Annotated in this window: 29 protein-coding genes; 11 read left to right on the plus strand and 18 right to left on the minus strand. The window is 67.0% G+C overall.

Features of this window, described 5'->3' with window-relative positions; genetic code table 11:
• Positions 1 to 47 precede the first annotated feature (47 nt).
• Complete coding sequence (locus tag ACFXHA_RS32000) at positions 48 to 1,103, minus strand: FAD-dependent oxidoreductase (protein ID WP_379362726.1); 1,056 nt, start codon at positions 1,101 to 1,103, stop codon at positions 48 to 50.
• An 85-nt stretch (positions 1,104 to 1,188) separates the two neighbouring features.
• Positions 1,189 to 1,521 (minus strand): hypothetical protein, encoded by a 333-nt coding sequence (locus ACFXHA_RS32005; protein ID WP_379362727.1) that lies wholly within the window; start codon positions 1,519 to 1,521, stop codon positions 1,189 to 1,191.
• A 236-nt stretch (positions 1,522 to 1,757) separates the two neighbouring features.
• Between ACFXHA_RS32005 and ACFXHA_RS32010 the strand changes: the two genes are divergently transcribed.
• Positions 1,758 to 1,952 (plus strand): hypothetical protein, encoded by a 195-nt coding sequence (locus ACFXHA_RS32010; RefSeq protein WP_379362728.1) that lies wholly within the window; start codon positions 1,758 to 1,760, stop codon positions 1,950 to 1,952.
• Here ACFXHA_RS32010 and ACFXHA_RS32015 read toward each other — a convergent pair.
• Positions 1,941 to 2,567, minus strand: coding sequence for a class I SAM-dependent methyltransferase (locus ACFXHA_RS32015; RefSeq protein ID WP_379362729.1), 627 nt, complete (start codon positions 2,565 to 2,567; stop codon positions 1,941 to 1,943). The two genes, ACFXHA_RS32010 and ACFXHA_RS32015, sit on opposite strands and share 12 nt — an antisense overlap.
• Before the next feature lie 471 nt (positions 2,568 to 3,038).
• Here ACFXHA_RS32015 and ACFXHA_RS32020 point away from each other — a divergent pair, with 471 nt between their 5' ends.
• Positions 3,039 to 3,518, plus strand: a complete 480-nt coding sequence (locus tag ACFXHA_RS32020) for a hypothetical protein (protein ID WP_379362730.1) — start codon at positions 3,039 to 3,041, stop codon at positions 3,516 to 3,518.
• A gap of 66 nt (positions 3,519 to 3,584) precedes the next feature.
• Positions 3,585 to 4,529 (plus strand): DUF4232 domain-containing protein, encoded by a 945-nt coding sequence (locus ACFXHA_RS32025; RefSeq protein WP_379363445.1) that lies wholly within the window; start codon positions 3,585 to 3,587, stop codon positions 4,527 to 4,529.
• Here the strand turns inward: ACFXHA_RS32025 and ACFXHA_RS32030 are convergent.
• From ACFXHA_RS32030 to msrB, 3 genes are all read right to left on the minus strand, one after another.
• Entirely contained in the window at positions 4,526 to 5,743 is a 1,218-nt protein-coding gene (locus ACFXHA_RS32030; protein ID WP_379362731.1) for an FAD-dependent oxidoreductase, read from the minus strand. The genes ACFXHA_RS32025 and ACFXHA_RS32030 overlap by 4 nt on opposite strands.
• Before the next feature lie 173 nt (positions 5,744 to 5,916).
• Positions 5,917 to 6,426 carry a peptide-methionine (S)-S-oxide reductase MsrA gene (msrA, locus tag ACFXHA_RS32035; protein ID WP_379362732.1) on the minus strand — a complete coding sequence of 170 codons (510 nt, stop codon included), beginning with the start codon at positions 6,424 to 6,426 and terminating at the stop codon, positions 5,917 to 5,919.
• Positions 6,423 to 6,878: a peptide-methionine (R)-S-oxide reductase MsrB gene (gene msrB / locus ACFXHA_RS32040; protein ID WP_379362733.1), complete on the minus strand. Its 456-nt coding sequence runs from the start codon at positions 6,876 to 6,878 to the stop codon at positions 6,423 to 6,425. Before msrB ends, msrA begins: the two co-directional genes overlap by 4 nt.
• Positions 6,879 to 6,990: 112 nt before the next feature.
• Between msrB and ACFXHA_RS32045 the strand changes: the two genes are divergently transcribed.
• Entirely contained in the window at positions 6,991 to 7,683 is a 693-nt protein-coding gene (locus ACFXHA_RS32045; protein ID WP_379362734.1) for a hypothetical protein, read from the plus strand.
• A gap of 12 nt (positions 7,684 to 7,695) precedes the next feature.
• On the opposite strand, the gene ACFXHA_RS32050 is transcribed toward ACFXHA_RS32045, so the two are convergent.
• The 9 genes from ACFXHA_RS32050 to ACFXHA_RS32090 form a co-directional block, all read right to left on the minus strand.
• Positions 7,696 to 8,214: a hypothetical protein gene (locus ACFXHA_RS32050; RefSeq protein WP_379362735.1), complete on the minus strand. Its 519-nt coding sequence runs from the start codon at positions 8,212 to 8,214 to the stop codon at positions 7,696 to 7,698.
• A 38-nt stretch (positions 8,215 to 8,252) separates the two neighbouring features.
• The gene (locus ACFXHA_RS32055; RefSeq protein WP_379362736.1) at positions 8,253 to 8,486 is read right to left on the minus strand and encodes a hypothetical protein; all 234 of its coding nucleotides are present in this window, start codon (positions 8,484 to 8,486) and stop codon (positions 8,253 to 8,255) included.
• 10 nt (positions 8,487 to 8,496) lie between these two features.
• Positions 8,497 to 9,585 carry a ferrochelatase gene (locus tag ACFXHA_RS32060; protein WP_379362737.1) on the minus strand — a complete coding sequence of 363 codons (1,089 nt, stop codon included), beginning with the start codon at positions 9,583 to 9,585 and terminating at the stop codon, positions 8,497 to 8,499.
• A gap of 34 nt (positions 9,586 to 9,619) precedes the next feature.
• Positions 9,620 to 10,459 carry an NADH-dependent enoyl-ACP reductase InhA gene (gene inhA, locus ACFXHA_RS32065; protein ID WP_157387901.1) on the minus strand — a complete coding sequence of 280 codons (840 nt, stop codon included), beginning with the start codon at positions 10,457 to 10,459 and terminating at the stop codon, positions 9,620 to 9,622.
• A 73-nt stretch (positions 10,460 to 10,532) separates the two neighbouring features.
• Positions 10,533 to 11,252, minus strand: coding sequence for a 3-oxoacyl-ACP reductase FabG1 (gene fabG1 / locus ACFXHA_RS32070; protein WP_379362738.1), 720 nt, complete (start codon positions 11,250 to 11,252; stop codon positions 10,533 to 10,535).
• A 49-nt stretch (positions 11,253 to 11,301) separates the two neighbouring features.
• Positions 11,302 to 12,327: a VWA domain-containing protein gene (locus ACFXHA_RS32075; RefSeq protein ID WP_379362739.1), complete on the minus strand. Its 1,026-nt coding sequence runs from the start codon at positions 12,325 to 12,327 to the stop codon at positions 11,302 to 11,304.
• The gene (locus tag ACFXHA_RS32080; RefSeq protein WP_379362740.1) at positions 12,324 to 13,298 is read right to left on the minus strand and encodes a DUF58 domain-containing protein; all 975 of its coding nucleotides are present in this window, start codon (positions 13,296 to 13,298) and stop codon (positions 12,324 to 12,326) included. The genes ACFXHA_RS32075 and ACFXHA_RS32080 overlap by 4 nt, the downstream gene beginning before the upstream one ends.
• A gap of 26 nt (positions 13,299 to 13,324) precedes the next feature.
• Positions 13,325 to 14,554 carry an AAA family ATPase gene (locus ACFXHA_RS32085; protein WP_379362741.1) on the minus strand — a complete coding sequence of 410 codons (1,230 nt, stop codon included), beginning with the start codon at positions 14,552 to 14,554 and terminating at the stop codon, positions 13,325 to 13,327.
• A 117-nt stretch (positions 14,555 to 14,671) separates the two neighbouring features.
• Positions 14,672 to 15,343 (minus strand): NAD(P)H-binding protein, encoded by a 672-nt coding sequence (locus tag ACFXHA_RS32090; protein ID WP_379362742.1) that lies wholly within the window; start codon positions 15,341 to 15,343, stop codon positions 14,672 to 14,674.
• Positions 15,344 to 15,579: 236 nt separating this feature from the next.
• Here ACFXHA_RS32090 and ACFXHA_RS32095 point away from each other — a divergent pair, with 236 nt between their 5' ends.
• From ACFXHA_RS32095 to ACFXHA_RS32110, 4 genes are all read left to right on the plus strand, one after another.
• Positions 15,580 to 15,999, plus strand: coding sequence for an NUDIX hydrolase (locus ACFXHA_RS32095; RefSeq protein WP_379362743.1), 420 nt, complete (start codon positions 15,580 to 15,582; stop codon positions 15,997 to 15,999).
• A gap of 32 nt (positions 16,000 to 16,031) precedes the next feature.
• Positions 16,032 to 17,372 carry an FAD-binding oxidoreductase gene (locus tag ACFXHA_RS32100; RefSeq protein ID WP_379362745.1) on the plus strand — a complete coding sequence of 447 codons (1,341 nt, stop codon included), beginning with the start codon at positions 16,032 to 16,034 and terminating at the stop codon, positions 17,370 to 17,372.
• A gap of 65 nt (positions 17,373 to 17,437) precedes the next feature.
• Positions 17,438 to 18,355 carry a helix-turn-helix domain-containing protein gene (locus tag ACFXHA_RS32105; RefSeq protein WP_379362746.1) on the plus strand — a complete coding sequence of 306 codons (918 nt, stop codon included), beginning with the start codon at positions 17,438 to 17,440 and terminating at the stop codon, positions 18,353 to 18,355.
• A gap of 3 nt (positions 18,356 to 18,358) precedes the next feature.
• Positions 18,359 to 18,895 (plus strand): dihydrofolate reductase family protein, encoded by a 537-nt coding sequence (locus ACFXHA_RS32110; protein WP_379362748.1) that lies wholly within the window; start codon positions 18,359 to 18,361, stop codon positions 18,893 to 18,895.
• Between the two features lie 12 nt (positions 18,896 to 18,907).
• Here the strand turns inward: ACFXHA_RS32110 and ACFXHA_RS32115 are convergent, their stop codons facing one another.
• Positions 18,908 to 19,831 carry a LysR substrate-binding domain-containing protein gene (locus ACFXHA_RS32115; RefSeq protein ID WP_379362750.1) on the minus strand — a complete coding sequence of 308 codons (924 nt, stop codon included), beginning with the start codon at positions 19,829 to 19,831 and terminating at the stop codon, positions 18,908 to 18,910.
• Between the two features lie 92 nt (positions 19,832 to 19,923).
• Here ACFXHA_RS32115 and mqo point away from each other — a divergent pair, with 92 nt between their 5' ends.
• A complete protein-coding gene (mqo, locus tag ACFXHA_RS32120; protein ID WP_379362752.1) occupies positions 19,924 to 21,399 on the plus strand; it encodes a malate dehydrogenase (quinone) in 1,476 nt (491 codons plus the stop codon).
• Between the two features lie 77 nt (positions 21,400 to 21,476).
• Here the strand turns inward: mqo and ACFXHA_RS32125 are convergent, their stop codons facing one another.
• On the minus strand, positions 21,477 to 22,346 hold the full coding sequence (locus ACFXHA_RS32125) for an alpha/beta hydrolase (RefSeq protein WP_379362754.1): 870 nt from the start codon (positions 22,344 to 22,346) through the stop codon (positions 21,477 to 21,479).
• A 108-nt stretch (positions 22,347 to 22,454) separates the two neighbouring features.
• Between ACFXHA_RS32125 and ACFXHA_RS32130 the strand changes: the two genes are divergently transcribed.
• Complete coding sequence (locus ACFXHA_RS32130) at positions 22,455 to 22,784, plus strand: winged helix-turn-helix transcriptional regulator (protein WP_379362756.1); 330 nt, start codon at positions 22,455 to 22,457, stop codon at positions 22,782 to 22,784.
• Here ACFXHA_RS32130 and ACFXHA_RS32135 read toward each other — a convergent pair.
• Positions 22,781 to 26,032: an arabinosyltransferase domain-containing protein gene (locus ACFXHA_RS32135; protein WP_379362758.1), complete on the minus strand. Its 3,252-nt coding sequence runs from the start codon at positions 26,030 to 26,032 to the stop codon at positions 22,781 to 22,783. The two genes, ACFXHA_RS32130 and ACFXHA_RS32135, sit on opposite strands and share 4 nt — an antisense overlap.
• A 39-nt stretch (positions 26,033 to 26,071) precedes the next feature.
• On the opposite strand from ACFXHA_RS32135, the gene ACFXHA_RS32140 reads away from it, so the two are divergent.
• Positions 26,072 to 26,641 carry a TetR/AcrR family transcriptional regulator gene (locus ACFXHA_RS32140; protein WP_379362760.1) on the plus strand — a complete coding sequence of 190 codons (570 nt, stop codon included), beginning with the start codon at positions 26,072 to 26,074 and terminating at the stop codon, positions 26,639 to 26,641.

Here is a 26,641-nt window from a genome sequence, read left to right on the forward strand (position 1 = left end):
ACCGGCAGCGCAGGCGAAACCCACAAGCGTTCCACCGGATCGACTGTTCATGGACGCGAGCGGGGATTGACGCGACGGGCGTTTTCTCGATCGGTAAGAATCTTCGCGCGACGCGCAGCCATGGCCACTGCCGGATCCTGCCCGGCGCGAATGGCCTCGTAGACCGCGTGGACGTCCTCGACCGCGTCACGTGCTCCGATCCCGGCGGCAGGTGTGATGGCGTGATCGGCGTCCCCGACCAGCAGCAGCTGCCCTCCGGGCTCACTTGCTCCGTCGAGCAGCACGTCGCGGGCATTGGACACGTGCATCGAGTCGGTATGCGCGAGCAGGGTTTCCAGAATGCCCCGATTGTGCGGTGCCGCATCGAGAACGGTGGCGGCCCATTCCTCGACCGGCCGCAAGCCCAGGTCATCGCGGTCGAGTGGGGCTCGGGGAATCCGCAGAAACCACAACGCCGTGGTGCCTTCGGTCGGGGACCAGACGTGGCCGAAGGTGCTGCCGGGTCCGTCGGGCGTGATCTCGGCGTAGAAGTGCAATACGTCGGGCACCGTGTCCAATCGGAGCCGGGTGTTGGTCATGCCGTAGAGCACTACGTCCCCGGAATAGGTGGGCCGCCGCGCGGGTTCCAGGCACGAACGCACCACCGAATCGATCCCGTCCGCGCCGATGACCAACTCGTCGGCAATGGTGACCGGTTGTTCGCCGTCGCGGTGCAGCACGCAGGAGCCCGGCTCCACCGTGATCCCGGTGACCCCGAATCCGTGATGCACCTCGGCGCCGGAGCTGTCCAGGGCACGGGTGAGCACCTGGATGAGGTTGTGGCGCAGCCAGAATCGATGCCCGCCATCTTGGCGTGAGCTGTGCACGCCCGCGCTGTTGGTGTAGTCCAACCCGGTGACGGCGTGAGAGGCCGCGTGCAACTCGGCGATATCCACGCCGAGGCCGATCAGCGCGTCATGACCGCGCTGATCGAGGAACAGGAACGCTCCCCCGCCACCACCGGCGGTGTCCTGCCGTTCATAGAGCGTGACCTTGTGCTGTGCGTGAGCCAGCGCCGCGGCCAGCGCGATACCGGCAATGCCTCCGCCAATGATGGTCGTCATCCCTGCAGTCTGCCCAACAGCGGCGAGGGCCGTACGAAATTCTCCCTCCGCCAAGGGGTTCACGCAGGATGGCCGGGCCGAACGATCAGAGGCTGCCGAAGGGGTTCCACTGTTGGGGTTGGGGGGCGGGGGCGTCGTCGCGGTCGTGGTGCCAGCGCCAGTCGTTGTCGCGCCATTCCCAGTGGCCGCGGTTCTGGTCGCAGTCGCTCCAGCGTTGTTGGCCGCGGTCCTGTTGCCAGCTGTACTGGCCGTTGTGGTCGCAGTCCTGGCGCCAATTGTGGTCGTTGTCGTTGTCCACCAAGGTCAGTGGGTCGGCGATCGCGGGGGCGGCGAAGCCGACGGGCAGCAAGATCAGCGAGCCCAGGACGAAGGCCCGAGCCAATCGGTGGCGTACGGGCGTCTGCACGGAAACGTTCATGGCCATACCTCATTTCGGCACGGCCACAAGAGCGTCAGGAAGGGGCACCCTCGACCGACGTGGCATCCACGCTTGCGCTCTACCGGCGGATTCGTGACCGTGGCACGGGATCCGGGACCAGCTGCCAGCAGGTACCCGGAAGATCGATGCTCGGTCTTCGTCCAGCTTAAACCTGCCGGACCGCGCAGGGAACACCCCGAACTCCTATGCTGAAAACACGCTACCGAGGAGTTGTCATGGGGCGAATCGTTTCCGCCGTAGTCGGCGTGCTGCTGTGTCTCGTCGGGGTGATCTGGATTGCGCAGGGCGCCGGGTCGCTGCACGGGTCCCCGATGACCGGGCACTCCCAATGGAGTTATCTGGGCGGCGTTCTCGTCGTGGTCGGTGCGGGTGTACTGCTGTGGACCGGGTACCGGTCGCTACGGCGCTGAACGGCGTGCGGCCACGAACAGGTCGTGTTCCGTGGTCGCCGACGGATGGTCGGGCAGAAATTCGACCACCCGTTCCCGAACGATCTGCAGACCCGCGGCGGCCAGCAGCCGCCGATATTCCACTACCGGATAACTGCTGACCGTGACCGGTTTCCCCATGAATTCGATGTCGAGACCCTCGATATCGGCGGGCACGGTCGCGAACAAGAAGATCCCGTCCGGCCGCAGCCAGTGCGCGAATGTCCGCAATGCAGCCTCGATTTCCGCGCGGGTGAGCTGGAGCAGCGGAAAGAACGCCACCACCGCGTCCCAGGCCCCCGACGGATACGACAGGGTTCTGAGATCGGCGACCTCGAACCGGGCCCCCGGCACCTGCGCACGAGCGATCTCGATCATCCCCGGCGAGACATCACATCCCGTGACCTCATGCCCGGCCGCCACCAGCATCTCCGCCGTCGGCCGCCCCGTCCCACACCCGATATCGAGCACCTTCGCCGCGCCCGGCAGCTGAGTGAGCAGCCATTCGACTTCCTCACGCTGCGCAGTCAGCCCCGCGAACGCCTGCTCATAATCCTTGCCGAGCCCATCGAACACTTCGGCAGCCGAAAGTCCCATGGCCACAACGGTAATGGAGGCCGCCCGCTGAGGACAGCGAACCTCGGACGTTAACACTGCCGGTTGTGCGGTTTCTCTCGGCAGCAAGGTGTTTCGGCCACACCCCGTGCCGGGGGCAGACCGCTACGCTCTGGCCCCATGGGGAGGAAGATCGAGTTTGTGGGGACGAGCGCGGCGTTGACAGCCGTGGGCTTTGGCCTGCTGGTCGCGGGTTGTGGGCGGGATGCGGGCGGGAGTACGCCGCAGGCATCCGCGACCGCGACAGTCCCACCCGTCACGACCGGGCACGCGACCGCCACGACTCCGGTTCCCGATGCCGCGCTACCGCTGTGCGCGGATCTCGAACGCGGGGCCGGCGGGGTGGATGTTCGGGACTGCAAGCTGGTCTCGCGCGACCGTTCCGGATACACCTTCATCGCGCGGTATGGCAGCCCGGAACCGGTGGGTCACGGAGTCCCATTGGCTATCAGCGTGATCACCTCCGACGGCACCACGCGCCAGTCCTTCACGACCACACTGAGTCCGATAGTGCCCGGGCCACCCGAACTGCGGAATCTCGCCGACGACGGGCGCGACCAGCTCGTGATTCCCAACGGCGGCGGTACAGGCGGCCCGGGCTTCGACATCTACCGGGCCACGGATGCCGCACCCGATTTCGTCTACACCGGTTCACTTCAGGGAATCGCCAATGTACCGATCGCGATACAGCGAACCGCCGACGGATACGTCTCGGCGATGTCCAAAAGCGGACCGTCGAAGCACTATCGGCAGTTCTACCATTTCGTCGGCTCACGTCTCGAGCTGGTCGCACATGTTCTGATCACCATCGGCGGCAACCCTGAGTGCGGCGTGGACGATGAGGGCGAGCGGGGAGACTCGGGCCTCAGCGATGCCGAAGTGGTGCAACGGTTCTGCGCCGAGCAGACCTACCCGGCCATACCGGTGCAGTGACCGGCAATACTAAATCAACAGGGAGGGGACGAGGTGCGTGGGCGTCGATATGTCGCGGCGTTAGCGGTGCTGGCACTGGCGGGATGCGGGAATGACAAAGTTGCGGCACCGCAATCCACGATTCCGGCGGCCGATCGCTGTCACGCGGCGGATCTGAGCGTGCGGACCGATGTGGTGAGTGCCGGACAGAGTCCGTCAGTGGACCATGTCATCGCGGAGATTCGGGTGACCAACACCGCTGCGCGCACGTGCTTGGTTCAGGGGTATCCGGCACTGCGCTTGCGCGACCGGACCGGTGCCGCACACGATGCCGCCGGGCATCGGACCGGTGCAGTGGCTGAACGCGTCAGTCTGCCGCCGGGCGCAATTGCCAGTTCCACGCTCGACTACGACGGCCAACCGTCGGTCAATGCGCCGGTCGGTGGTTGCCCGGAGGCGGTTGCTCTCCTGGTGAGCGTTCCGGATGAGACGGGCGAACTGGTCGCGCCCATGAGCTACGACGCACCGCTGGTGTGCAAGAAGCGCCCGGTCGGCATCACACCGCTCGTCGCCGCCGTCTACCATGCCGACACCGCACCATCCCCGGTATCGCCTTGTCGAACAGCGGATCTGACGTTTCAGGCGAGTGTCGGCGGGCACAACATGAGTCGCGAATACTTCTCGGTGAAGATCACCAATCGTGGCGAACACGACTGCGTCATCGGCGGTTACGGGCCGGGCCTGCAACTGGTGGATGCGAACCACAATCTCCAGTACCCGGACGCGGCCGGGGCGAACCTGCCGCCCGGCGCGCCTGGAGTCACGGTCCTGCCCGCGGGCTCCACCGGAGTCATGACCGGCAACTACACCGACGGCGCGGTCTGCAACAAGTACGGACTCGACGAGAGCCCCGTGCCGACGGCGTATCTGCGGGCCACGGTCCCCGGCGATCCCGCGACGGTGGATGTTCCCTACAGCGCGAAGGTGTACTGCGGCGGCGGATTCGGGATCGGCAGGCTGGTGGCCTACTAGACGCTGACCGGCTGGTCCCAGTCGATGACGAAGCGGTGGACGGGGCCGAACATCTTTTCCGGCTTCAGGAAGGTGCGGGTGGCGATCGGCATCATGAGGCCGAACAGGGCCTTCGCCACGGGACCTGAGGTTTTGCCGTTGTTGGTTTTGGCGGCGTTGTCGGAGATGTCTTCGACGCGGGGGCGGCGGAGGGACTCGTAGGCCGCGAAAGCCTTTGCCGGGTCGGTGATGTCGCGCAGGGAGCGGGCCAGTTCGATGGCTGATTCGATGGCGAGGGAGGCGCCCTGGCCGGAGCTGGACGAGGGGGCGTGGACGGCGTCGCCGAGGAGGACTACGCGGCCGCGGAACCAGTTGGGGACGTGGGGCATCCGTTCCATGGGACCGGTGACGATCATTTGGTCGACGCTCGTCTCTGCGAAGAGTCGCTCGCCGGGGGTGTCGCCGACGTGGGCGGCACGCAGTTTGGTCAGCCACTCTTCGGCGGGGACGGCTTTGGCTTCGGCGAGGGTCATGGGTTCGGCCTGCGGGTAGTTGCTGAAGAAGACGTTCTTGCCGTTGGGCTGACGCCAGTAGCCGTAGAAGGCACGCTTGCCGAAGGCGAAGTGCATGGCCTCGATCTCGCCGTCACCGCCGCCGGAAAGCGTTCCCTCCGCGGTGAATTCGCCGAAGCCGAAGCTCATCAGACCGGTGTAATCCGGGCCGGGCGCGTCGGAGTCGATCAGGGTGCGCACGGTGGAGTGGATGCCGTCCGCGCCGATGAGAATGTCACCGGCAGCGGTGGAGCCGTCGGCGAAGACGGCGACCACGCCGGTCTCGGACTGCTCGATATCGACCAGCCGCTTGCCGTAGCGGAATTCGATGCCATTGGCGAGCGCGTGATCATGCAGGGCGCGGAACAGGTCGGCACGCAGCATGGTGCAACTGGGCGACAGGCCCGGCAAGGTGTCCACTCGCATGAGCTGACGGCCGGCGCCGGTTTCCATGACCATGCTGTGCAGCGGGGTGCCCGCCGCCATCACCAGCTTGTCCGCACCGATGATGCCCAGTGCCGCAAGGCCGTTGGGTGCGACGGTGAGCATGGCGCCGGTATCGGTTGCAGCATTCTCGTACGCCTCGAACACCGTCGCTTCGATGCCCGCCTTCTGAAGTGCCAGCGCCGCAACCGGTCCCGCGATGCCGCCGCCGATGATCAGTGCCGTCTTGATGCCGCTCACAACTACTGCCCTCCGAGAAGTCTCGTTCGATCGCCTTCGCGATCACGGACCCAATAGTAGCCACATAACTAGTTTCGCCGCAACTAGTTCCGTTGGATCGTCTCAAAGAAAACAGCGGGCCCCACCGGGACGAACCCGGTGAGACCCGCCGTCAGAGCGGTATCAGGCGGTCGCTACGCGGTCGCGCGCTTGGGCAGCTTCCAGCCCGGACGCGGGAAGTGGCAGGTGTAGCCGTCCGGATAGCGCAGCAGGTAATCCTGATGCTCCGGCTCGGCCTCCCAGAAGGTGCTCGCGGGCGTCACCTCGGTAACCACCTTGCCCGGCCACAACTTCGACGCGTCCACATCGGCGATGGTGTCCACCGCGACCGCCTTCTGCTCGTCATCGAGGTAGAAGATGGCCGAGCGGTAACTCGTCCCGACGTCATTGCCCTGCCGATCCTTGGTGCTCGGATCGTGGATCTGGAAGAAGAACTCCAGCAGCGCACGGTAATCCGTCTGCTCGGGGTCGTAGACGATCTCCACGGCCTCCGCATGCCCCGGGTGATTGCGGTAGTTCGGGTTGTCGTTGCGCCCGCCGGTGTAACCCACCCGGGTCGAGAGCACGCCCGGCTGCCGCCGGATCAGATCCTCCATGCCCCAGAAACATCCGCCGGCCAAGACCGCGGTCCGTGTGTCGGTCACGCTTCCTCCTTCGTGAACAGAGACTTGTACTGTCCGTAACCCCGTGCCTCGAGCTCGTCGAGGTGAATGAACCGCAGCGCCGCGGAATTGATGCAGTAGCGCAGCCCGCCCGCATCGCGCGGCCCGTCGGTGAACACGTGCCCGAGATGGCTGTCGCCGAAACTGGACCGCACCTCGGTGCGCGTCATGAAATGGCTGCGATCCTTCTTCTCGACCACGGTGCCCGTGTCGATCGGCTTGGTGAAGCTCGGCCAGCCCGATCCGCTCTCGAACTTGTCGGTCGAGGCGAACAGCGGCTCGCCGGACACCACATCCACGTAGATCCCGGGCTCGTGGTTGTCCCAGTACTCCCCCGTGAACGCGCGCTCGGTCCCGTTCTCCTGGGTGACGTGGTACTGCTCAGGCGACAGTGCGGCCACGGCCGCCGGATTGCGGTTGTACTCCCGTGTCACTTGACCTCCTTGTATCGGCCTCAGCTACAACCCACCCTGCCCGTTGGAAAGTCCGGTCTCAACCCCGCGTCATACTTCTGTCACCAATCGTCCGGAAGGCATACTCACTCGCGTGAGCACGGCCGATAACAACAGCACAGACAACCCGGTCCCCGCATGGGCGCGACGCACAGCCGGGGAGGCCCGCTGGGCGGCCACGGCCGCGATCATCGGGATTCTGGTGGTCCAGTACTTCCTGCCCGAACAATTCACCGCAGGGCCACGCTGGCTGGTACCGGCGATCGGGCTGGTGTTGCTGGTCGTACTCGTGATCGGCAGCCCCGTGCGCCTCGACCGCGAGGAGATGCGCCTGCGGCGCTTCAGTCTGCTGCTGATGGGCCTGCTCGGCTTCTCCATGCTGTGGTCGGTGGGCCAACTGGTCCGCGGCCTGATCAACGGATCGGTGAGCAACAACGCGGCGGGCCTGCTGACCTCGGGCGGCGCGATCTGGCTGACCAACGTCCTCGTCTTCGCGCTCTGGTATTGGGAATTCGATCGCGGCGGCCCGGCCGCCCGCGCCCACGCCCGCAAGCCGTACCCCGACTTCCTGTGGGTCCAAATGCAGAACCCCGACCTCACCGACCCCGAATGGGAACCCCAGTTCCCCGACTACCTCTACCTATCCTTCACCAACGCAACAGCATTCAGCCCCACGGACGTCATGCCGATGTCCCGCTGGGCGAAAACGCTGATGATGACCCAATCCGCAGTCTCCCTGCTGACCGTCAGCCTCGTCATCGCCCGCGCGGTCAACGTCCTGAAGTGACAGGCCCGGCGACTACACGATCGGTTTGACGTCACCGACGAGCCAGCGCCCATCGGGCTGCTCCTCGAGCGACACCGTCATCATCAGGAGTCTGGTCTGAATGTCGGGATCGGACGGCTTGGATGTCGCCTGCTTGGTCGACACCAGCACCTGCGCCCGGTGATCACCGACCGACAGCACCCCGCAATGACTTTCGGTCACCTTGCTGTGCAGCTGCTGCGACACCACGGAGTCCTTGATGCCGTTGACCATACCGGAGTACGTCTTCCGGAAGTCCTCGGTGCTCGCGTCCATGAGCGCGGCCTTGTTCTTCTCGAAATCCGTGTAGTCGTAGGTTCCGAACAACGTCATGTAGTCGCACGCGGCCTGCCGTAGGGCATTGTCGGTGTCGGGCACTGTTTTGTTCTTCTCACCGGAGTACAGCACGAATCCGGTCACCGTCCCCGCGATGCCCAGCACCGCGAGAAATCCCGCTACGCAGGCGATTACCACCGCCGCCACCGAGCGCTTCGGTGGCGGAGCCTGGGGCATCGGCTGCTGTGGAACGTAGGCCTGCTGATAAATCATCGCTAGCGGTTGAACCACATATCGGCGATGACCATGATCACGGCGACCACGACGAAGATCGAGGCGTACATGATGGATTGGCCGATGGTGCCGACGATTCCCGCGGTGAGGAACAGGGTCAGTACGGGGGCCCAGACGAACATGTCCGGCGGGCCGAAAGTGCGCTTGCGGGCGGCGTTGCCGCTCGCGGCGGGCTGGCGGCGTTGCTGGGTGGTTCCGCGTCCGGGTGTAGTCACCTGGGCGAGACTACAATTCGCCGGACGTCGGCGCGACCGCGGGGCGGCGTGGCGGCAGCGCGCAGCAGCCGACCACGCACGGGGCACCGTTGAGGGTGCAACCCAGGCCGGTCATTTCGCTGAGGCGAGCAGGGGCCGCAGCGGTGCGGTATTCGTCCACCAGGTCGGCGACCATCTGGGCGAAACGCTGGTCCGGGCCGGGCGTCGCGGCACGCGCGAACGCCATACCCAGTTCGGCGGCACGCTCTTTCGCCTCGTTGTCGAGGTCCCAGATGACCTCGAGGTGGTCGGAGACGAAGCCGACCGGGCACACCACGACCGCGTCCACGCCACGCTCGGCGAGCGCGTCGATATGGTCGACGATGTCGGGATCCAGCCACGGGATCTGCGGCGGACCCGAACGCGACTGCCACACCAGGTCGTAGTCGTCGAAACCGGTTGCGGCCGCGCACAAACGGGCCGCCTCTGAGACCTGACGGCTGTAGAGGTTGGTTTCGGACGGCGGGCCGGAGGCGGCGTCGGCGGAGTTCGGCACCGAATGCGCGGTGAAAACCAAACGGGCGCTTGCGCGTTTGTCTGCGGGCAATTCCGCGACGGCCGCGCGGATCGAGTCCGCGAATGCCGCGATGAACAGCGGATGGTCGAAATACTGGCGTAGCTTCACCAGGTCCGGTGCGTCCTCGACCGCGGTCCGGGCGCGCACGATGTCCTCGTGATATTGCAGGCAGCCCGAATAGCCGCCCCACGCCGAGGTGGGAAACACCAGCGCGGAACGGATTCCGTCCGCGCGCATGCGCTCCACGGTCTCCTCGACCATGGGATGCCAGTTACGGTTGCCGAAATACACCGGCAGATCGAGGCCGCGCGAGGCGAATTCCGCCTCGATCGCCTTGATAATGTCGAGGTTCAAGGCGTTGATCGGCGAGACCCCGCCGAAGTGCAGATAGTGCTGTGCGACTTCGGCGAGACGCTCCGGCGGCACGCCCCGGCCGCGAGTGACGTTCTCCAGGAACGGCATCACGTCCTCGGGGCGCTCGGGACCGCCGAAGGACAGCAGTAGCAGGGCGTCCACTTCATGAGCCGTGGGCTCCGCAGCCACTGCTCTCCTCCTTACTCCGAAATTACCGTCGTGCTCAGTTCGCGCCGAAACCGTCGGCCGGGAACCAGGTGTTGTGCGAGGCTCCGCCGTCGACGTAGATGATCGACCCGGTGGTGCCCGGCAGCCAATCCGACAGCAGGGTGACCACGGACTTGGCGACCACCGTCGGGTCGTCGACATCCCAGCCGATCGGGCTCGCGCCGTCCCAGTAGGTGTTGAGCATGTTGAGCTGCTTGGCGTCATCGGTGGCGGTGCCCGCGATGGCCTTGGCGGCGAGGGTCTTGATCGGACCCGCGGCGATCAGGTTGGAGCGAACGCGCTTGGCCTCGCCCACCTCTCGCGCCACGTACCGGTTCACCGACTCGAGCGCGGCCTTGGCCACACCCATCCAGTTGTAGTACGGCATCGCGGTGCGCGGATCGAAGTCCATGCCCACGATGGAGCCGCCCTCGTTCATGACCGGCAGCACGGCGCGGGCCAGCGAGGCGTAGGACCACGCCGAGATCTCGAACGCCTTGGCGGCGTCGGCGCCCGGACCGTCCAGGAACGGCAGGGCCTCGGGGCCCATCAGGGTGCGCGGCGCGAACGCGATGGAGTGCAGCACGCCGTCGATGCCCTCGGGGGCGAGTTCGCGGACCTTGTCGGCCAGCTCGGCGAGGTTCTCCTCATTGGTCACGTCCAGGCCGATGGCCGGGGGGACCTCCTGCGGCAGGCGCTTGGCGATGCGGTCGATGAGCCGCAGGCGCTCCGGAATACCGGTGATGATCACCTTCGCGCCCTGCTCCTGCGCGACCGCGGCCGCGTGGAAGGCGATGGACGAATCGGTGATGATCCCGGTGATGAGGACGGTTTTGCCGTCGAGCAATCCAGCCATGGGGTGGTCGGTTCTCCTCGTTCTTAAGAATGCTGGGGGCTGAGGGTTTCTGGGTCGGGCCTGAGCGAGACGCTCAGTGGCCCATGCCCATACCGCCGTCGACGGGGATGATCGCGCCGGAGATGTAGGAGGCGTCGTCGGAGACCAGGAAGCTGATCGCCGCCGCGACATCCTCGGCCTCGCCGATGCGACCGGCCGGGATGAATTCGAGGACGTTCTTGCGCATCTCCTCGGTCATGTCCTGGCGGGTCATGTCGGTGTCGATCAGGCCGGGCGCCACCACGTTCGCGGTGATGTTGCGCTTGCCGACCTCACGGGTGATGGCACGCGCCATACCGATCAGACCCGACTTCGACGCCGCGTAGCTGACCTGCGCGGGCGAACCCATCTGGCCGACGACCGAGCCGAGGAAGACGATGCGGCCGAAACGGTTCTTGAGCATATTGCGGTTGGCGCGCTGGGCGACTCGCCACGCACCGGTCAGGTTGGCGTCGATGACCTTCGAGAACGAATCCTCGGTCATGCGCATCAGCAGCGTGTTGTCCACGATGCCCGCGTTGGCGACGACGACCTCGACCGGACCCTGGTGCGCCTCCACCTCGGTGAACGCGCGATCGACCGACTCGCTGTCGGTCACATCGCATTTCACGCCGAAAAGACCCTCCGGCGCACCGGACCCGCGATGGGTGACGGCCACCTTGTGGCCGTCGGCGAGCAGGCGCTGAGCGACCGCGAGACCGATGCCGCGGTTACCTCCGGTCACCAGTACCGACCGGGATGTGATGTTCGACATAGACGCAAACCTATCTGTTCGTGTTCGGGACTCGGCGCGCGGTACCGATTTACGGCAGACGCTGACGATAGAGCAGAGCCGTGAGAACGCCGATAGCGGTCAGCACGAGACCGGCCCACAACCATGGCTTGCTGGCATCGCCCATGGTGGTTTCGTAGCCGATCTGCTCCTCGAGAGTGTCGTAGACAGCCTTGAGTTCCTCGAGCGTGGAGGCGGTATAGAAGTCACCGCCGGAGAGTTTCGCGATCTCGCGCAGGGAATCGTCGTCGACGGGCACCCGCACCCGCTGCGAACCCTTACCGTCCTGGTCCGGAATCTCGACGGTGCCCCATGTCGTGCCGAACGAAATGGTCGACACCGGAACACCTTTCTCCTTCGCCAGACGCGCGGCGGTGAAGCCGTGGCGCGGATTCTCGGTGTCCTTGTCGTCCGGAACGGTCTGCTTACCGTCGGACATCATCACGATGCGCGCCGGCGGCGGCTTCTCCGCGCCACCCAGCACCGAGGCCAGGGTGTCGATGGATTGCAACGCGGTCAGAATGCCCTCGCCCGTGGCGGTGCGCTCGGCCAGCTTCATATTGTCGATGGCCGCCTTCACCGCCTCCCGGTTGGTGGTCGGCGAAACCTGCACCGACGCGGTCCCCGCGAAGGTGACCAGGCCCAGGTTGATGCCCGGGGTCAGACCGTCCGCGAATTCCTTGGCGGCCTTCTTGGCCACCTGGATTCGACTCGGCGGCACATCGGTCGCCTCCATCGACAGCGACACGTCGATCACCAGGATCACCGTGGCGCGGTTGCGCGGCACCTTCTTCGCGGCGGTCGGACCGGCCGCGGCGAAGGTCAGGAACATCAGGCCCACCAGCGTCAGCGCCACCGAGATGTGCCGCCACGGCCGCGGCTGCGCCGGAGCCACCTTCTCCAGCAGATCCATATTGGTGAAGCGCAGCAGGTGCTTTCGCCGCCGCCGCTGCATCACCGCGTACAACACGGCAATCGCGGCCAGCACCACCAGGAAGGCCAGCCAGTTCTGGTCGACGAAATGCGAGAGGCTGAAGGTCAAATCGCCAATGGTCACTGTCGCGGCACCCGTCCGGCAGTCGAGGCGCCGAAGGTGTGGCGCCGGGTCGACACGAATCTCACCACGTCCGCGATCCAGTCGCTGTCGGTGCGCAGGGTCATCACCGGCGCACCACAACTGCGCAGCGCAGCCTCCACCTGTTCACGGTGCTGCTGAGCCGCGCGCGCGAAATCGGCACGGAGCGTGGGGGTCACACTGAATTCGCGGGTCCGGCCCGACTCCGGGTCGTGCAGGACCACGTCACCGACATCCGGCAGATCCAGATCGCGCGGGTCGAGCACCTCGACTCCGAGCAGATCGTGACGGCCGGAGATGGCACGCAGCGAACGCTGCCAGTCGATATCCCCGAGGAAGTCGGAAATGACCACGGCCAGACCGCGTTTGCGCTGCGGACGGCGCAGCGCCTCGATGGCGTCGCGCAGATCCCCGCGCACCCCGTCGGGGGCGTGCGGCGTGGTGGCGATCTTGCGCAGCATGGCCTGCTCGTGCACCCGGCCGCTGCGGGCCGGAATGCGGATCAACTGCTGGCCATTGGAGATCACCGCGCCGATGCGGTTACCACCGCCGCTGGTCAGATGCGTGACCGCGGCCGCCGCGGCGACCACCAGATCCCGCTTCTCACACAGCGCGGTGCCGAAATCCAGCGAGGCCGACAGGTCGATGACCAGCCAGGTCTCGAGTTCCCGGTCGGCGACCATCTGCCGCACGTGCGGATGGGTGGTGCGGGCGGTGACCGACCAATCCATCTGCCGCACATCGTCGCCCGGCTGGTACATGCGGGCATCGCCCGGCTCGGAGCCGGGACCCGGGATCAAGCCCAGGTGGTCACCGTGCAGCACGCCGTCGAGGCGGCGGCGCACGGTGAGTTCGAGCGTCTTCAACGCCGCCGCCAACCGCGGGTCGGTCAGCTGCCCCTGCCGGAACGAGGGCGGGGCGTGCGTGGAGCCGCTGGGAGGTGAGATCGTCACGGGCGCAATCGATTCCGGGACCGGCCTCACTTACCCTGCGGCTGACCGGGCACCCCGGACAGCTGCCCGTTGGGCGGCTGCGGGATACCCTGCTGCGGCGGCTGCGGGATACCGCCCACCGCAGCCATGGGCTGACCGCCGTGCGGACCCATCGCCGGCGGCGCGGCCGGAGCCGGCATCGGGGCGGCGGGTGCGGCACCGGCCGGCACATTGGCCTGCGCGGCTACCTGCGGCAGACCGATGGTCTGCAGCACGCGCTTGATCACGTCGTCGGGGCTGACCTCGTCGGCGAGTGCGTCGTAGGACAGCACCAGGCGGTGGCGCAGCACATCCGGGATCACCTCGACCACGTCCTGCGGCACCACGTAGTCGCGGCCGCGGATCAGCGCGACCGCGCGGGCGGCGGCGATGATGCCCAGCGACGCACGCGGCGACGCACCGTAGGAGATCCACCCGGCCACATCGTGCATGCCGAACTCGGCGGGCTTACGGGTCGCGGCGATCACGCGGACCACATAGTCGACCAGCGCGTGGTGCACGAAGGTATTGGCGGCCACGGCCTGCAGGCGCACCAGCTGCTCGGGATCGAGCACCGGCTTCGCGGCCGGCGGGGTGACACCCATCCGGTAGATGATCTCGCGCTCCTCCTCGACGGAGGGGTAGTCCACCACGACCTTGAACAGGAAGCGGTCGCGCTGCGCCTCGGGCAGCGGGTACACGCCTTCGGATTCGATCGGGTTCTGAGTCGCCATGACCAGGAACGGATTCGGCATCGGATAGGTCTTGCCACCGATGGTCACATGCCGCTCGGCCATCACCTCGAGCAACGCGGACTGCACCTTCGCGGGTGCGCGGTTGATCTCGTCGGCGAGCACGAAGTTCGCGACCACCGGGCCCAGCTCGGTATCGAATTCCTCGCGGCCCTGCCGGTAGATGCGGGTACCGACGAGGTCGGTAGGCACCAGGTCCGGCGTGAACTGGACGCGGGAGAAACTACCGCCCACCACCGTCGCGAACGTCTCCACGGCCAGGGTCTTCGCGATGCCCGGCACACCCTCCAGCAGGACGTGTCCCTTGGCGAGTACTCCGACCAACAGCCGCTCGACCAGGCGATCCTGACCGACGATCACCCGTTTGACTTCGTAGATCGCCTTTTCCAGGGTCTGGACATCGCGCTCGAGGGTGTTCGATGGCGAGGGCACCGCATCCTTCACCGTGCTTACCCCGCTCACACCGTCAGTCGAAGTCACCAACATCCCCGCTTTCGCCTCGGTCCTTGTGCGTTCCGCCCCAACTATTCCAGGTATCTCGCGCATATGCCGCACCCGGTTGCGATCCGCGCGCGAATTTCGGCCGTGAAATGTGGCTTTCGGCTATTCCCTGGCCGTGGTGGAGCGTTCCAGCACCAGTTCTACCGCGTCGGCGACGGGCGTGTGTCCGCCGGTCAGTTCGATGATGAGGCGGTTCAGCGCGGGCCGATGCAGGGCGACATCCAGGAAGGCCGCCACGTCGTCGCGGGCGATGTCCCCGTATTCGATCGCGAGTCCGGCTGCGACCAGACCCTTTCCGGGTTCGTCGCGGAGTGTTCCGGGGCGCACGATGAGCCAATCCAGACCGGTCGCGACGAGATAAGCGTCGGCGGTCTTCTTCACCTTCATGTAGTGCTCGAAACCCGCGCTGGTGTCGCGATCGCGACCGGCCTCCGGGAACACGGACACCAGAATGAATCGGGCAATACCGGCAAAGCGGGCGGCATCGACACATTTCTCCAGCCCCCTGCCATCGATCAGGCTGGTCTGGTCGATTCCCGTGCCGTGCGCGCCCGCGGAGAACACGACCGCGTCGTGACCGTGGAATTTCGCGGCCAGCGCATCCACCGAATCCGCGATCAGATCGCCGAGCACCGGCGTCGCCCCGCTCGCCACGATCACCCCGGCCTGCTCCGGATTGCGATGCATCCCGCTGACCTCGTCACCGCGCACGCTCAGCAACCCCGAAAGCCGGCGGCCGATCCCGCCGGCCGCACCGATCTGGAACACCTTCACGAGCATCTCCTCTCGTCGGCTGGCACCGTGTCAAGCTTCGCACCCGCCACGCCCAGAAAGTTTCCGGGTTGGGGATCGGATCGGCGAATATGCTTCTAATCTTGCGAATGTCTCTGCCGCCGACCGTTTCTCCGCCGGTAGCGTTGTCGGTATCGGTCGACGGTGTCCGGTGATACGGGATGTGGTGTGCAGTGTGGGATTTCGAGGTTTCGCCCAGGCAATCGATCGGCGAGCCGGTGTTGGAAGAACTTCAGCGGCGAGCGACCACCGATGAGGTGGCGCTGCGCGTCGGTGTCGTGGTCGCGAACAATGACGCGGTGCTGATGCTCGAGCACGAGGAGCATGCCGAGGGGCGCAGTCCGCTGCACCTACCCGGCACGGTGGTGCGGGCCGGGGAAACGCTGGCCAGCGCGGTGGTCCGCGCGGTCCGGGAGGAGACCGGGCTGGCGGTGACCGACATCGTGCGGCACCTCGGCAGCTTCGAGTACCTCTCGGCAGCCGGAAAACCGGTCCGCAGAGAGCATTTCGCCGCCGAGGTGGCGACCGCGGGGCCGGTGCGGGTGACCAACTACGCCGACTACCGCTGGGTGCCGCTGACGGGCGAGTTGCCCGTCACCCAGTCCGTCCGCCGTATCCTCATGACGTACCAGGAGTAGTACCGGTCGCACCCGGGAACGCGGAGGTCCACATGCTCGAGATCGACACTCGCCCAGTGGTCCTCGATCAGTTCACCGTCGATGAAACCGGACGGCCCGGGCACCGCCCGCGGGGCGTGGTGTACCCGGTCGATGCCGACGAGGTGGTGACCGTGGTCGACTGGGCGCGCGAGCACGCGACACCGCTCATCGCGCGCGGAGCGGGCACCAGCCTGGAAGGGCATCTGCTGGCGCGCGGAGACGAGTTGATCGTGGATCTCTCGCAGGCCGACAAGATCCTCGCGATCACGCCGGAGGACTTCACCGCCACCGTGCAGCCCGGTGTCACTCGCACCCGGTTGAATGCGGCGGCGGCCGAATACGGGCTGCAGTTCACGGTGGATCCCGGCGCGGACGCTTCGCTGGGCGGCATGGCGGCCACCAATGCCAGCGGCACCACCACCGTGCGCTACGGCGGAATGCGCGCCAATGTGCTCGCCCTGCAGGCGGTCTTCGCCGACGGCACGCTGACCCGGCTCGGGCGGGCGGTGCGCAAATCGTCGAGCGGCTACGACCTCAAGGATCTGTTGATCGGCTCGGCGGGCACGCTCGGGATCATCACCGAGCTGACGGTGCGGCTGCATCCGATTCCGGAATGGATTCACTCACTGCGCATTTCGTTCCCCACCGTCACCGACGCGGTCGACACCGCCGTCGAGATGCTGGGTCTGGCGTTGCCGGTGAGCCGCCTCGAACTCGTGGACGCGCCGAGCATGGCTGCCATCAACGCCTTCCGGGGTACCGCGTACGCCGAATCGCCCGCGCTGTTCATCGATATCGAGTCCAGTTCGGCGGCCGCGGTGACGGCCAACGAGACCGAGATCCAGCGGATCGCACACGCGCACCGGGCGATCGAGGTGGCCACCGCGCGCACGCACGGGGATCGGCATGCGCTGTGGGAGGACCGCCACAACCTGTATTTCGCGGTCAAGGCGTGCAATCCGGGCCGCCGATTCCTGATCACCGATACCGCGGTCCCCTACTCACGGATCGCCGGGGCGGTCGACACCGCCACCCGGCTGGGTACCGAACTGGGCTTGAACATCACCGTCGCCGGGCACATCGGCGACGGAAACGTGCACACCATCGTCCCGTACAACGAGGACGAATACGCGGGCGCGCAGGTGTTCTCCGATCTGGTGGTGCGGCACGCCCTGGAGGTCGGTGGCACCGCCACCGGCGAGCACGGCATCGGGCTGACCAAGAAGAAGTATCTGCGCGAGGAGCACGGCTCCGGTGTGGACCTGATGATCGCGGTCAAACGTGCCCTCGACCCGCTGGGCCTGTTCAACCCCGGCAAGGTCCTAGACGCCGAGGACGCCACCCGTTCCTGAACCGCGCGGACATTGCGCAAGAACGGTCAAGCGATCCAGGTCCGTGGCATAGCAGACTCGTCAGCGTGACCACCGGACGTGACCGCCTGCGCGATTTCCTCGACGCCGTCCTCGACGAGGACAACGCGACCCTCGATGCGATGGCGCAGGACGTGCACTCCTCCCCGTTCCATTTCGCGCGGCAGTTCTCCCGCAATACCGGGGAGTCGCCGGTCGCCATGCGGCGGCGGGTGCTGCTGGAGCGGGCGGCGTGGCAATTGAGCCGCGGGACACCGGTCACCGAGGCGGCGTTCGCGGCCGGGTACGACTCGCTGGAGGGGTTCACCCGTGCCTTCGGGCGCGCCTACGGGCATCCGCCGAGCCGCACCCCGGCCGGCGCGCGAACGTCGTGGCTGCCGGCGGCCAACGGGATCCACTTCCATCCGCCGATGGCGCTGTGGGTGGAGAGCGAAGCGAAAGGCAGGCACGACATGGACCCGACATCGCTGCTGCTGCACCACGATCTGGAGGACACGCGCGAATTGCTCGGCCTCGCAGCCGGACTCGACGAGGACCGGTATCGGTTGCCCCGCGCATCGCACACGGTGCTGGAGTGGGACGGCCCGGACGACTCCATCGCGGCGGCACTGCATCACGTGGTGTGGTCGAAGGAGGTGTGGCTGGCATGCCTCGAGGGCACCGATACGCCCGCACCGTACGGCGACGACCCGGCCACGCTGCTCCGGCAACTCGACGAACTGACACCGCGCTGGCTGGGCACGATCCGCGAGATCGACCGGCGCGGCGGCTGGGGCGACACCCTCATCGACGCGCTCTGCGATCCGCCCGAAAGCTTCGTGCTCGGCAGCGTGATCGCCCACGTGCTCACCTTCGCGGCGCATCGCAGACAGCTGGCACGCGGCTGGCTGCGCACCGAACTACCCGGCCACACCACCGAAATCGACAGCGGAGATCCCATTCTCTGGCTCCGCAAGAGAGGCTGACCCATGACCCGCACCGTGTACTACACCGGCACTTCCCTCGACGGATTCATCGCCACCACCGAGCATTCGCTGGACTGGCTGGTGACCCGCGACACCGACGCCGACGGGCCGATGGGTTACAACCCGTTCATCGCGAACATCGGCGCACTCGCCATGGGATCGAGCACGTATCAATGGCTGCTCGACAACGCCCCCGAAGACCCGTGGCCCTACAACGTTCCCGCTTGGGTGTTCACGCACCGGGTCTTCCCGCCCCGCCTCGACGGTGCGGATATCCGTTTCATCCAGGACCCGGTGGAGGTCGTGCACAAGCAGATGGCGGAAGCGGCGGCGGGCAAGGACATCTGGATCGTCGGCGGTGGTGATCTGGCCGGGCAGTTCGCCGATCAAGGACTGTTGGACGAGGTGGTGGTGTCCATCGCACCGGTCACCCTCGGTGCGGGCGCTCCGCTGCTGCCCCGGCGGCTGGAATTGAAGCTCACCGAACTCGCGCCGAACGGTGAATTCGCCGCCGCCCGTTACGAAGTCGTCCGCACGTAGTCGGGCGAAGCACTACGGGCCCTGGTGATGGGCCCGGTCCAGATACGACATGGCATGGGCCGCAATGTGATCGCGTAACCGCTCCACCGCCGGGGTGGGGCGGTGATCTCCCGCCACCAGGCCGATGCTGCGGTCGCGGTCGCCGGTAAGGGGGACGCGGGCCAGGCCGGGATAGGGCAGTTCGGGGGCGGGGAGGACCGCGATGCCGAGGTTCTGGGCGACCAGGGCGCGCAGGGTGTCGAACTCGGTGATCTCGAACCCGACGTTCGGGGTGAATCCGGCTGCGGCGCACCAGGAGTCGAAGAGCCTGCGCAGATGGTAGGTGGGCGGGTTGGCGATGAACGGTTCGTCGGCGAGCTCGGACAGCTCGATCTCGGCGCGTCCGGCGAGGGGGTGCCGGTCGGAGACGTAGAGGTCGATGCGCTGGAACCCCAGGACGATGGTCGGCAGATCGTCGGGGGCCGGGATGGTGACCGCGAGATCCAGGCGGCCGTCGCGAACCATGTCGACCAGCGCGGTGCCGTGCGCCTGCACCAGATGCAGCCTGATCCGCGGTGCGCCCGCGTGGAAGTCGGCCAGCAGCGACGGGATGCTGACCGGGCCGAGGGTGAAGGGGAAGCCGAAACGCACCAGGCCGCTGTCGGGGTCCGCGTCGGCACGCACCACGTCGACCGCGTCGCCGAGCGCCCGGACCAGGCCGCGGGTGCGTTCGAAGAGCTCCTGCCCGGCCGCCGTCAGCGCGACCCGGCGACCGACCGGCTGGAACAACCGCACCCCGACCGCCTGCTCGACGGCCTTCAAGCGGCGGCTCAGCGAGGATTGCGGCACGCCCAGACGCTGGGCCGCACGAGTGATGTGCCCCTCATCGGCGGCCGCATCGAAGGCCGCCAGCAGCGGGATCAGGGCCTCGACCTGGGACGACGATAATTCATCCATATTCGGATCATATTCGTCCGGAATCGACATTGGACGGATGGATCGTGGCGGCGTGACGATGACGGATACCAGGAGCCGAGGAGGTCAGCCACATGAACGCGCAGCCCGCCACCACCGAATCATCCGCCGGGACCGAGGTTCTCGATGTCGTCCTGATCGGGGGCGGCATCATGTCCGCCACGCTGGGCGCGATGATCGCAGCGCTGCAACCGGATTGGTCGATGGTGCTGTTGGAACGACTCGACCGGGTTGCCGCCGAGAGTTCCGCCCCGTGGCACAACGCGGGCACCGGGCACTCGGGGTACTGCGAGCTCAACTACATGCCGGACGCGAGCGATCCGGGTAAGACCGTCGAGATCGCGTCGATGTTCGCGCTGTCGCGGCAGTTCTGGGCCGGACTCTCCGACCGGGGAGCGCTCACCGATACGGCATTCGTCACACCGACACCACACATGGACGTGGTGTTCGGCGAACGGGATGTCGCCTACCTGCGGCAGCGGTTCGAGACACTGCGCGCGCTGCCCGCGTTCGCGACGATGGAGTACAGCGAGGATCCGGCCGTCATCGCGGGCTGGGCTCCCCTGCTCATGGACGGGCGCGACACTGCCGAACCGGTGGCCGCGACCCGCATCGCGGCAGGCACCGATGTCGACTTCGGTGCGCTCACCGGGTCATTGGTGGATGCGATGACCGCCGCCGGCGGCGCGCAATTGCGCACCGGTCACGAGGTGACGCGGCTGCGGCGGGGCGACGACGGCCTGTGGAGGGTCTCGGGGCGAGATCGAAACACCGGGCAGCGCTTCAGTATTCGCGCGCGATTCGTGTTCGTCGGTGCGGGCGGGTACGCGTTGCGGCTGCTGCAACGCGCACGCCTGCCCGAGGTGCGCGGCTACGGGGTGCTGCCGGTCGGCGCGCAGTTCCTGCGCACCGACAATCCCGAAGTGGTGGCACGCCACGAGGTGAAGGTCTACAGCCAACCCCCGGTGGGCGCTCCCCCGATGTCCGTGCCGCACTTGGACAAACGCGTCGTCGACGGGCAGGAATCCTTACTGTTCGGCCCCTACGCCACCTTCAGCACCCGACTGCTCAAATACGGCAGGCTCACGGACCTGTTCACGACGCTGCGGTGGACGAATATCGTCATCCTGCTCGCCGCGGGGGTGCAGAACCTGCCGCTGGTGCGTTATCTGATCGGCGAACTACTCGCCACGCGTCGCCGCAAATTCGCTCAGCTGCAACGGTTCTACCCCGACGCCGACCCCGCCGACTGGTATCTGGTGTCGGCCGGACAGCGAGCCCAACTCGTCAAGCCCGACCCGGATCGCATCGGTGTTCTGACCATGGGCACCGAACTCGTCACCGGCGCCGACGGCACCATCGCCGGTCTCCTGGGCGCCTCCCCCGGTGCCTCGACCGCGCCCGCGATCATGGCCGAGCTCCTCGATCGCTGCTTCCCCCAGCGGCTTTCGGATTGGGAACCCACGCTGCGGCAGCTCATGCCCGGCTACGCCGACAACGCGTACCGGCCCAGCGAATCGGAGCCGGAGGTTCCCGCCGCCATCGCGTGACCGCCGGACCGGGCCGGGAACCGTCGAATGACCGTTCCCGGGCCCCGGCCGTCGTCATCCGGCGCGACGCGTCGCGCTCACAGCACGCTGCGGAACAGTTCGGCTGCGGCGTCGGCGGCGGGTTCGATCAGGCGGGGATCGTCGTAGAAGTCGATCTGGCCGACCGAATTCAGCCACAGCTCCGACTTGTCCGTGGTCACCGCCCCGTAGAACTTGCGCGCCCACGGCGGTACCAGGGCATGCTCGGAATGTACGAGCAGGAACGGGACCGCCAGCCGCGCGGCCGCCTCCTGGGCGTCGAAACCTGGGGTGTGCTCATAGGATTCGACCGCGAAACCGTTCGTGTAGTTGGGGACCGCGCCGCGCGGGGTGCCGTAGTACTCGAACGCCTCGGTCAGGGGCATGGCCACATCACCGTTGTCGGCGGCCACGGCCTGGATGGTTTCGACCTCTCCGGTCGCCAGACGGCGCTCACGAGCCAAGCGGCCGCGCTCGACCACCGCCGGGTCGGCCGGGTTGGCCGCCGCGTCGGGATAGACCCCCGCGACACCGGCGAATGCCCGGATACGCGAATCGTCGGCGACGGCACGGGCCATATACCCGCCGCCCGCGCAAACACCCACCGCCAGCACCGGTTTCCCGGCTAGCCGCTCGTCGGCCAGCAGTGCGGTGATCGCTGCGCTGATATCGGCCGCCTTGCCCAGCGGATCCTCCAACTGCCTTGGCACACCCTCGCTTTCACCGAACGTCCGGTGGTCGAAGGCCAGTGCCGCGAACCCACGCCGCGCCAAAGCCTCCGCGTACACGCCCGCCGCCTGCTCCTTGACCGAGGTCAATGGCCCGGTCGTCACCACCACGCCCGTCGGCTCGCCCTCGGGCAGGTACAGATTGCCCACCAGCCGGTCGCCCGCGCTGGTGAAGGTGAACGGCACTGTGCTGACTGTCATCTCGTTCTCTCGTCTCGATGTCGTCCGATTACGGTGGAGATGACGGTAGGCGCGCACCGCCGCCACCGATAGAAGGCACTTCGCGGTGCCCTTCCGAACGGAGGCGAGATGTCACTGGTCATCCCGGACGTCCTCGAGGAATCCTGCACCACCCGCCAGGCCCTCGAACGCCTGTCCGCCAAGTGGCGAATCCTCCTCATCTACGCCCTACTCGACGGCCCCCAACGCCCGGCGCGGCTGCGAAACCGGCTGCCGGGCATCACGCAGAAAGTCCTCACCGAAACGCTGCGCGGCATGGAATCCGACGGGCTCGTCGAACGCCACGTCTACAAGCAGACCGCCCCGCAGCACATCGAGTACTCCCTCACCGAACTCGGCAAATCCCTCGAGGTACCCCTTGCAGCCATCTGCGCTTGGGCCGTCGACCACCCGCGCTAGCGGATCAGCAGGTTGAGTGGTCCCGGAGTCCACAGGCCGGAGCGCTGCACGGTAGTGGTGTCGACCTGCGCCGGGGTTGCGGAGCCGACGTAGGGCGTGAGTGCCAGCAGGTCACCCCAATTGCGCTTCCAGTCGTCTCGGAGGTAGGTGGGGATCGCCTGCGTGGAGGTCAGCAGGTCGGTGTAGCCCAGCGGGCCACCCGAGGTGTGGCTCTCCCAGTTCGTGGTCATGATGGTGGCCGAGAACTCCGGGGTGATGCGGTATTTCGGGAGGTCGGCGACACCGTTGCGGTGGAGCATGGGCTGCTGGCAAGGGAACTGCAGGCCGACGAGCCAGTCCATCAGGACCGGGGTCGAATGGCCTACGAAGGCGTCGAGAGTTTGCAGGTGCGGGACGCGGGGCGGGGTGAGGGCCACCCATTGCTGTGGGTCGGTGCTGTCGACCGAGGCGACGAGCCGGACGACATCTGCTTGCGCCGGTAGCTGATTCAGGGGGATGCGGAGATTGCGCCACGAGGGCTGCAGCACGCTCACATCGTCGGGGGTGACGCGGCCCAGCGGGGTGATGGCGCCTGCGTCGATGACACCGTATTCGAGTTGTACGGATTGGCCCGCCACCGGCAGGTTGTCCAGGTCGGTCGAGGCGATGCGCCCCGCGGCGGCGACGGAGATGATCTCGCTGCGGCCGACACCGGTCCGTGGAACAGGCAGGCGATACCAGCCGGAGATCAATGTCTTGGCGGCACCGGGGCTTCCGTAGCTGCCCAGTATCGGCGTGGTGGCCGGGTCCAGGCCGAACGGCAGTGGGATGGTGCTGCCGTTGATGCCGGTGCGGGGGCCTGCGCCGGGACCGCTCGCACTGTCGGTCGCGGACTTCGTCGTCGTGCCGGAGCTGCCGAGCGACTGGCCGACCGATGCGGCCGCGGCATCCGAGGAGTCGGGGACCAGATCGTTGACGTTGACGCCGTCCGCTGTGAAGCCGTCGCTGGATCCTGCTCCCAGCGCGGTGGCGGCGTCACCCGAAACAGGCTGGAGGACTCCGGCGTTCGGATCCGGCTCGACCAGGACATCGTCGGCCAATCCACACGGACTTCCGGCCAGGGACGAGACATTCGACTTCGCGATCGAATAGGCCGGATATCGGTCGACCGCGGCCTTCACGAACGAGGCCACCTCGAAGACCACGACCAGCGCCACGGCGAGCGTGAACATCGGGACACGCCTGCGCGGTGCTCGCTCGATGCGGCGGAACGGTTCACGCACATGCCACCAGCCCGCGGCCACGACGGCCAGCAGCGAGAGCACGAGACACACGGTGCCGATGGAGATTCCGTGAATCGAGATCGGCTTGTCCCACCACGGGATCCCGTAGCTGGCCACATACCACCAGCTGTTGGAGCTGGCGAACGACATCGCCAGCAGAGCGAGCACGGCGGCGGCCACCAGTGCGCGGTTACGCGCCGACCGGATCACGCGCGGGCCGACCGCGACACCCGCGACCACGGCGACCGCCCCGGCGAGTCCCGCGAAGACGCCCAGGTGATGAGTGAACTTGGTGGGCGAGAACGTCATCAGTGGAATCGCGGCCATTGTGGTGCCCACGATCCGCCGGGTCGGCCCCGCCGCGAGCCCCGGTATCCGGCCGCCGTGGCGCAGCAACGCCAGCACCGCCACGCTCAGTGCCAGGAACAGGGCGAGCATGGCGAATCTGCGGGCCAGCGACCCGTCGGGGATCGGCTGGAAAAGGTTCTGGTACACGAGATACTCGTCGTACCAAGGCATTTTCGGGCCGACCGCCTGGTGGGCGGCGAGCATGGGCGCCACCGAGGAGATCGGCTGGCCGACGAACACGACGGTCAGGATGACCGCGCCCGTCGCCAACGCCGGCGCGATCAATGCGAGATAGCCGGTGCTGCGGGCACGCTCGACAACGATCTGTGCCAGTGGGCGGGCCCCGGCCAGCAGGGCCGCGATACAGATCAGGCCCGACGGGTTGGTGACGACCGCCAGCGCGGCCGGCAGCAGGGCTAGCGCGGCGGGTGTCAATCGGCGGGTCGCCAGGGCGCGTTCCATCGACACACAGGTCAGCAGAACCCCCAGGGCGACAGCGGGTTCCGGACGCAGACCGTTGTTGTAGGGCAGCCAGAACGCCAGGAACAACAGGCCGCCCGCCCAGATCGCGGCCCGCTCGGTCCGCGCGGCGACACCGAGCCGGGGCGCCACCTCACGGCTGATCAGCAACCAACACACGATCGCGATCAGCAGACCCGGCAGTCGCACCGCGATGCTCGCAGGCCACAGCTGGGCCATGGCGCCGAACAAGTAGTCGAAAGGAATGCCGATCGGCGTCTCCGGCACACCGAAATAGGCGAAGTAGTTGGCCAGATAGCCTGCGTGCCTGGCGGTTCGGGCCATACCGAGGATGTAGCCGTCATCGGCCGTGCCCGCGCCGATGAAGTACCACAGCACCAGGGTCCCGATGATCACACCGTCCACCGGGCGGGGCCGCCACCAGCGCCGCGGCAGCACGCGCCGATTGCGACGGCCGTCGAGACCGTCGAGGCGGTGCAGCGCCCACAGGGACAGCACCGTCGCCACCAACGCTCCGAGGATCGCCGCCAGCTTCCACACCGTCGGCGAGGTCGTGAACCGCGAATCGATCAGCACATCGGCACGCACGCCCGAGCCGCGCGGATCAGGGAGATCGGTGAAGATCCCGACCACCTGGGGACGGAAATCCCCTGGCACCGTGACCGGTTCGCCGACTCCGGCAGCCACGACGGTGTGGTCCCCATCGGACATGATCGACACCGCACACCCCGACGGCAGATCCGCGACCGCTGCGTCCAGCAGAGTCCGGTCGCGCAGCACCACCTGCAACCGGCTCCCACTCTGCTGGGGTGTGACAACGACATTCAAGCCGTAGTGCCACGCCTGACCGGAGCCCGGCGGCACCGTCGACACCAGGTTGCCGCCGTTCGAACCGAGTTCTTTCGCTGCGGCGCAAGGTATGTCGACCGTCACGTTCACCGGCGAATACGACACCAGCGGCATGGTCACGCTGCCCGCGTTCGCTTGCGGCCACCGCACCGACGCCTGTTGCTGATTCACCGGCAATATCGGCACCAGCACTGCGAGGAACGCACCGATCAGCCCGGCCACCACCGCGATTCGACGCCACCGGCGGGCACCGCCGACCGCGGGGTCCTGCGAAACACGAACGGGGACACGCTCCAGGCTACGAGTCACCGTGCAAGATCTAGTTGAAACACTTGTTACAGTCAAGCGGTGACCGCCCGAGCCGACTCCGCCAAGCGCCTAGCGCTGCTGGATCAGGCCTGCGAAATACTTTCCCGCAGTGGCGTTGTCGACACCTCACTGCGTTCCCTGGCCGCCCAGATGGGCACCAGCGGCCGCATGCTCATCTACTACTTCGGCTCCAAGGAACAACTGATCCTCGACGTCCTGACCCACATGCAACGCCGCTTCACCCCCGACCCCGAGATCTCATCTTCCCTCGCCGACCTCCGCGCCTACCTCCTCGCCGACTGGGCGACGATCACCCGCGGCGAACGCCGGATCGGCGTCCGAATCCTGCTGCAGGTCTTCGGCGCCTCCTGCGCCCAGAACAGCCCCTACGCCACCTACACCACCGAAACCCTCACCACCCTGATCCACAATTTCGAAGCCCGCCTCCTGGCAGTCGGCATGCCCCCCGCCACCGCCGCCACCCGAGCCACCCTCTGCCTCAGCGCCCTCCAAGGCTTCCTGATCCGCTACTTCACAGCCGAGGACCCCACCCCCATCGACCACGAATTCACCCGCCTCATCGACGACGTCATCCTGGCACCGTTCTAG

It is taken from the genome of Nocardia sp. NPDC059240, assembly GCF_042753865.1.
In the GTDB taxonomy this organism is placed as follows: domain Bacteria; phylum Actinomycetota; class Actinomycetes; order Mycobacteriales; family Mycobacteriaceae; genus Nocardia.

Coding starts and splice junctions, on each gene's coding strand:
- mqo (WP_379362752.1), top strand. CDS start 19,924: ATGAACGCGCAGCCCGCCACCACCGAATCATCCGCCGGGACCGAGGTT.
- ACFXHA_RS32125 (WP_379362754.1), bottom strand. CDS start 22,346: ATGACAGTCAGCACAGTGCCGTTCACCTTCACCAGCGCGGGCGACCGG.
- fabG1 (WP_379362738.1), bottom strand. CDS start 11,252: ATGTCGAACATCACATCCCGGTCGGTACTGGTGACCGGAGGTAACCGC.
- ACFXHA_RS32015 (WP_379362729.1), bottom strand. CDS start 2,567: ATGGGACTTTCGGCTGCCGAAGTGTTCGATGGGCTCGGCAAGGATTAT.
- ACFXHA_RS32100 (WP_379362745.1), top strand. CDS start 16,032: ATGCTCGAGATCGACACTCGCCCAGTGGTCCTCGATCAGTTCACCGTC.
- ACFXHA_RS32085 (WP_379362741.1), bottom strand. CDS start 14,554: ATGTTGGTGACTTCGACTGACGGTGTGAGCGGGGTAAGCACGGTGAAG.
- ACFXHA_RS32110 (WP_379362748.1), top strand. CDS start 18,359: ATGACCCGCACCGTGTACTACACCGGCACTTCCCTCGACGGATTCATC.
- ACFXHA_RS32010 (WP_379362728.1), top strand. CDS start 1,758: ATGGGGCGAATCGTTTCCGCCGTAGTCGGCGTGCTGCTGTGTCTCGTC.
- ACFXHA_RS32115 (WP_379362750.1), bottom strand. CDS start 19,831: ATGGATGAATTATCGTCGTCCCAGGTCGAGGCCCTGATCCCGCTGCTG.
- ACFXHA_RS32130 (WP_379362756.1), top strand. CDS start 22,455: ATGTCACTGGTCATCCCGGACGTCCTCGAGGAATCCTGCACCACCCGC.
- ACFXHA_RS32050 (WP_379362735.1), bottom strand. CDS start 8,214: ATGCCCCAGGCTCCGCCACCGAAGCGCTCGGTGGCGGCGGTGGTAATC.
- inhA (WP_157387901.1), bottom strand. CDS start 10,459: ATGGCTGGATTGCTCGACGGCAAAACCGTCCTCATCACCGGGATCATC.
- ACFXHA_RS32005 (WP_379362727.1), bottom strand. CDS start 1,521: ATGAACGTTTCCGTGCAGACGCCCGTACGCCACCGATTGGCTCGGGCC.
- ACFXHA_RS32000 (WP_379362726.1), bottom strand. CDS start 1,103: ATGACGACCATCATTGGCGGAGGCATTGCCGGTATCGCGCTGGCCGCG.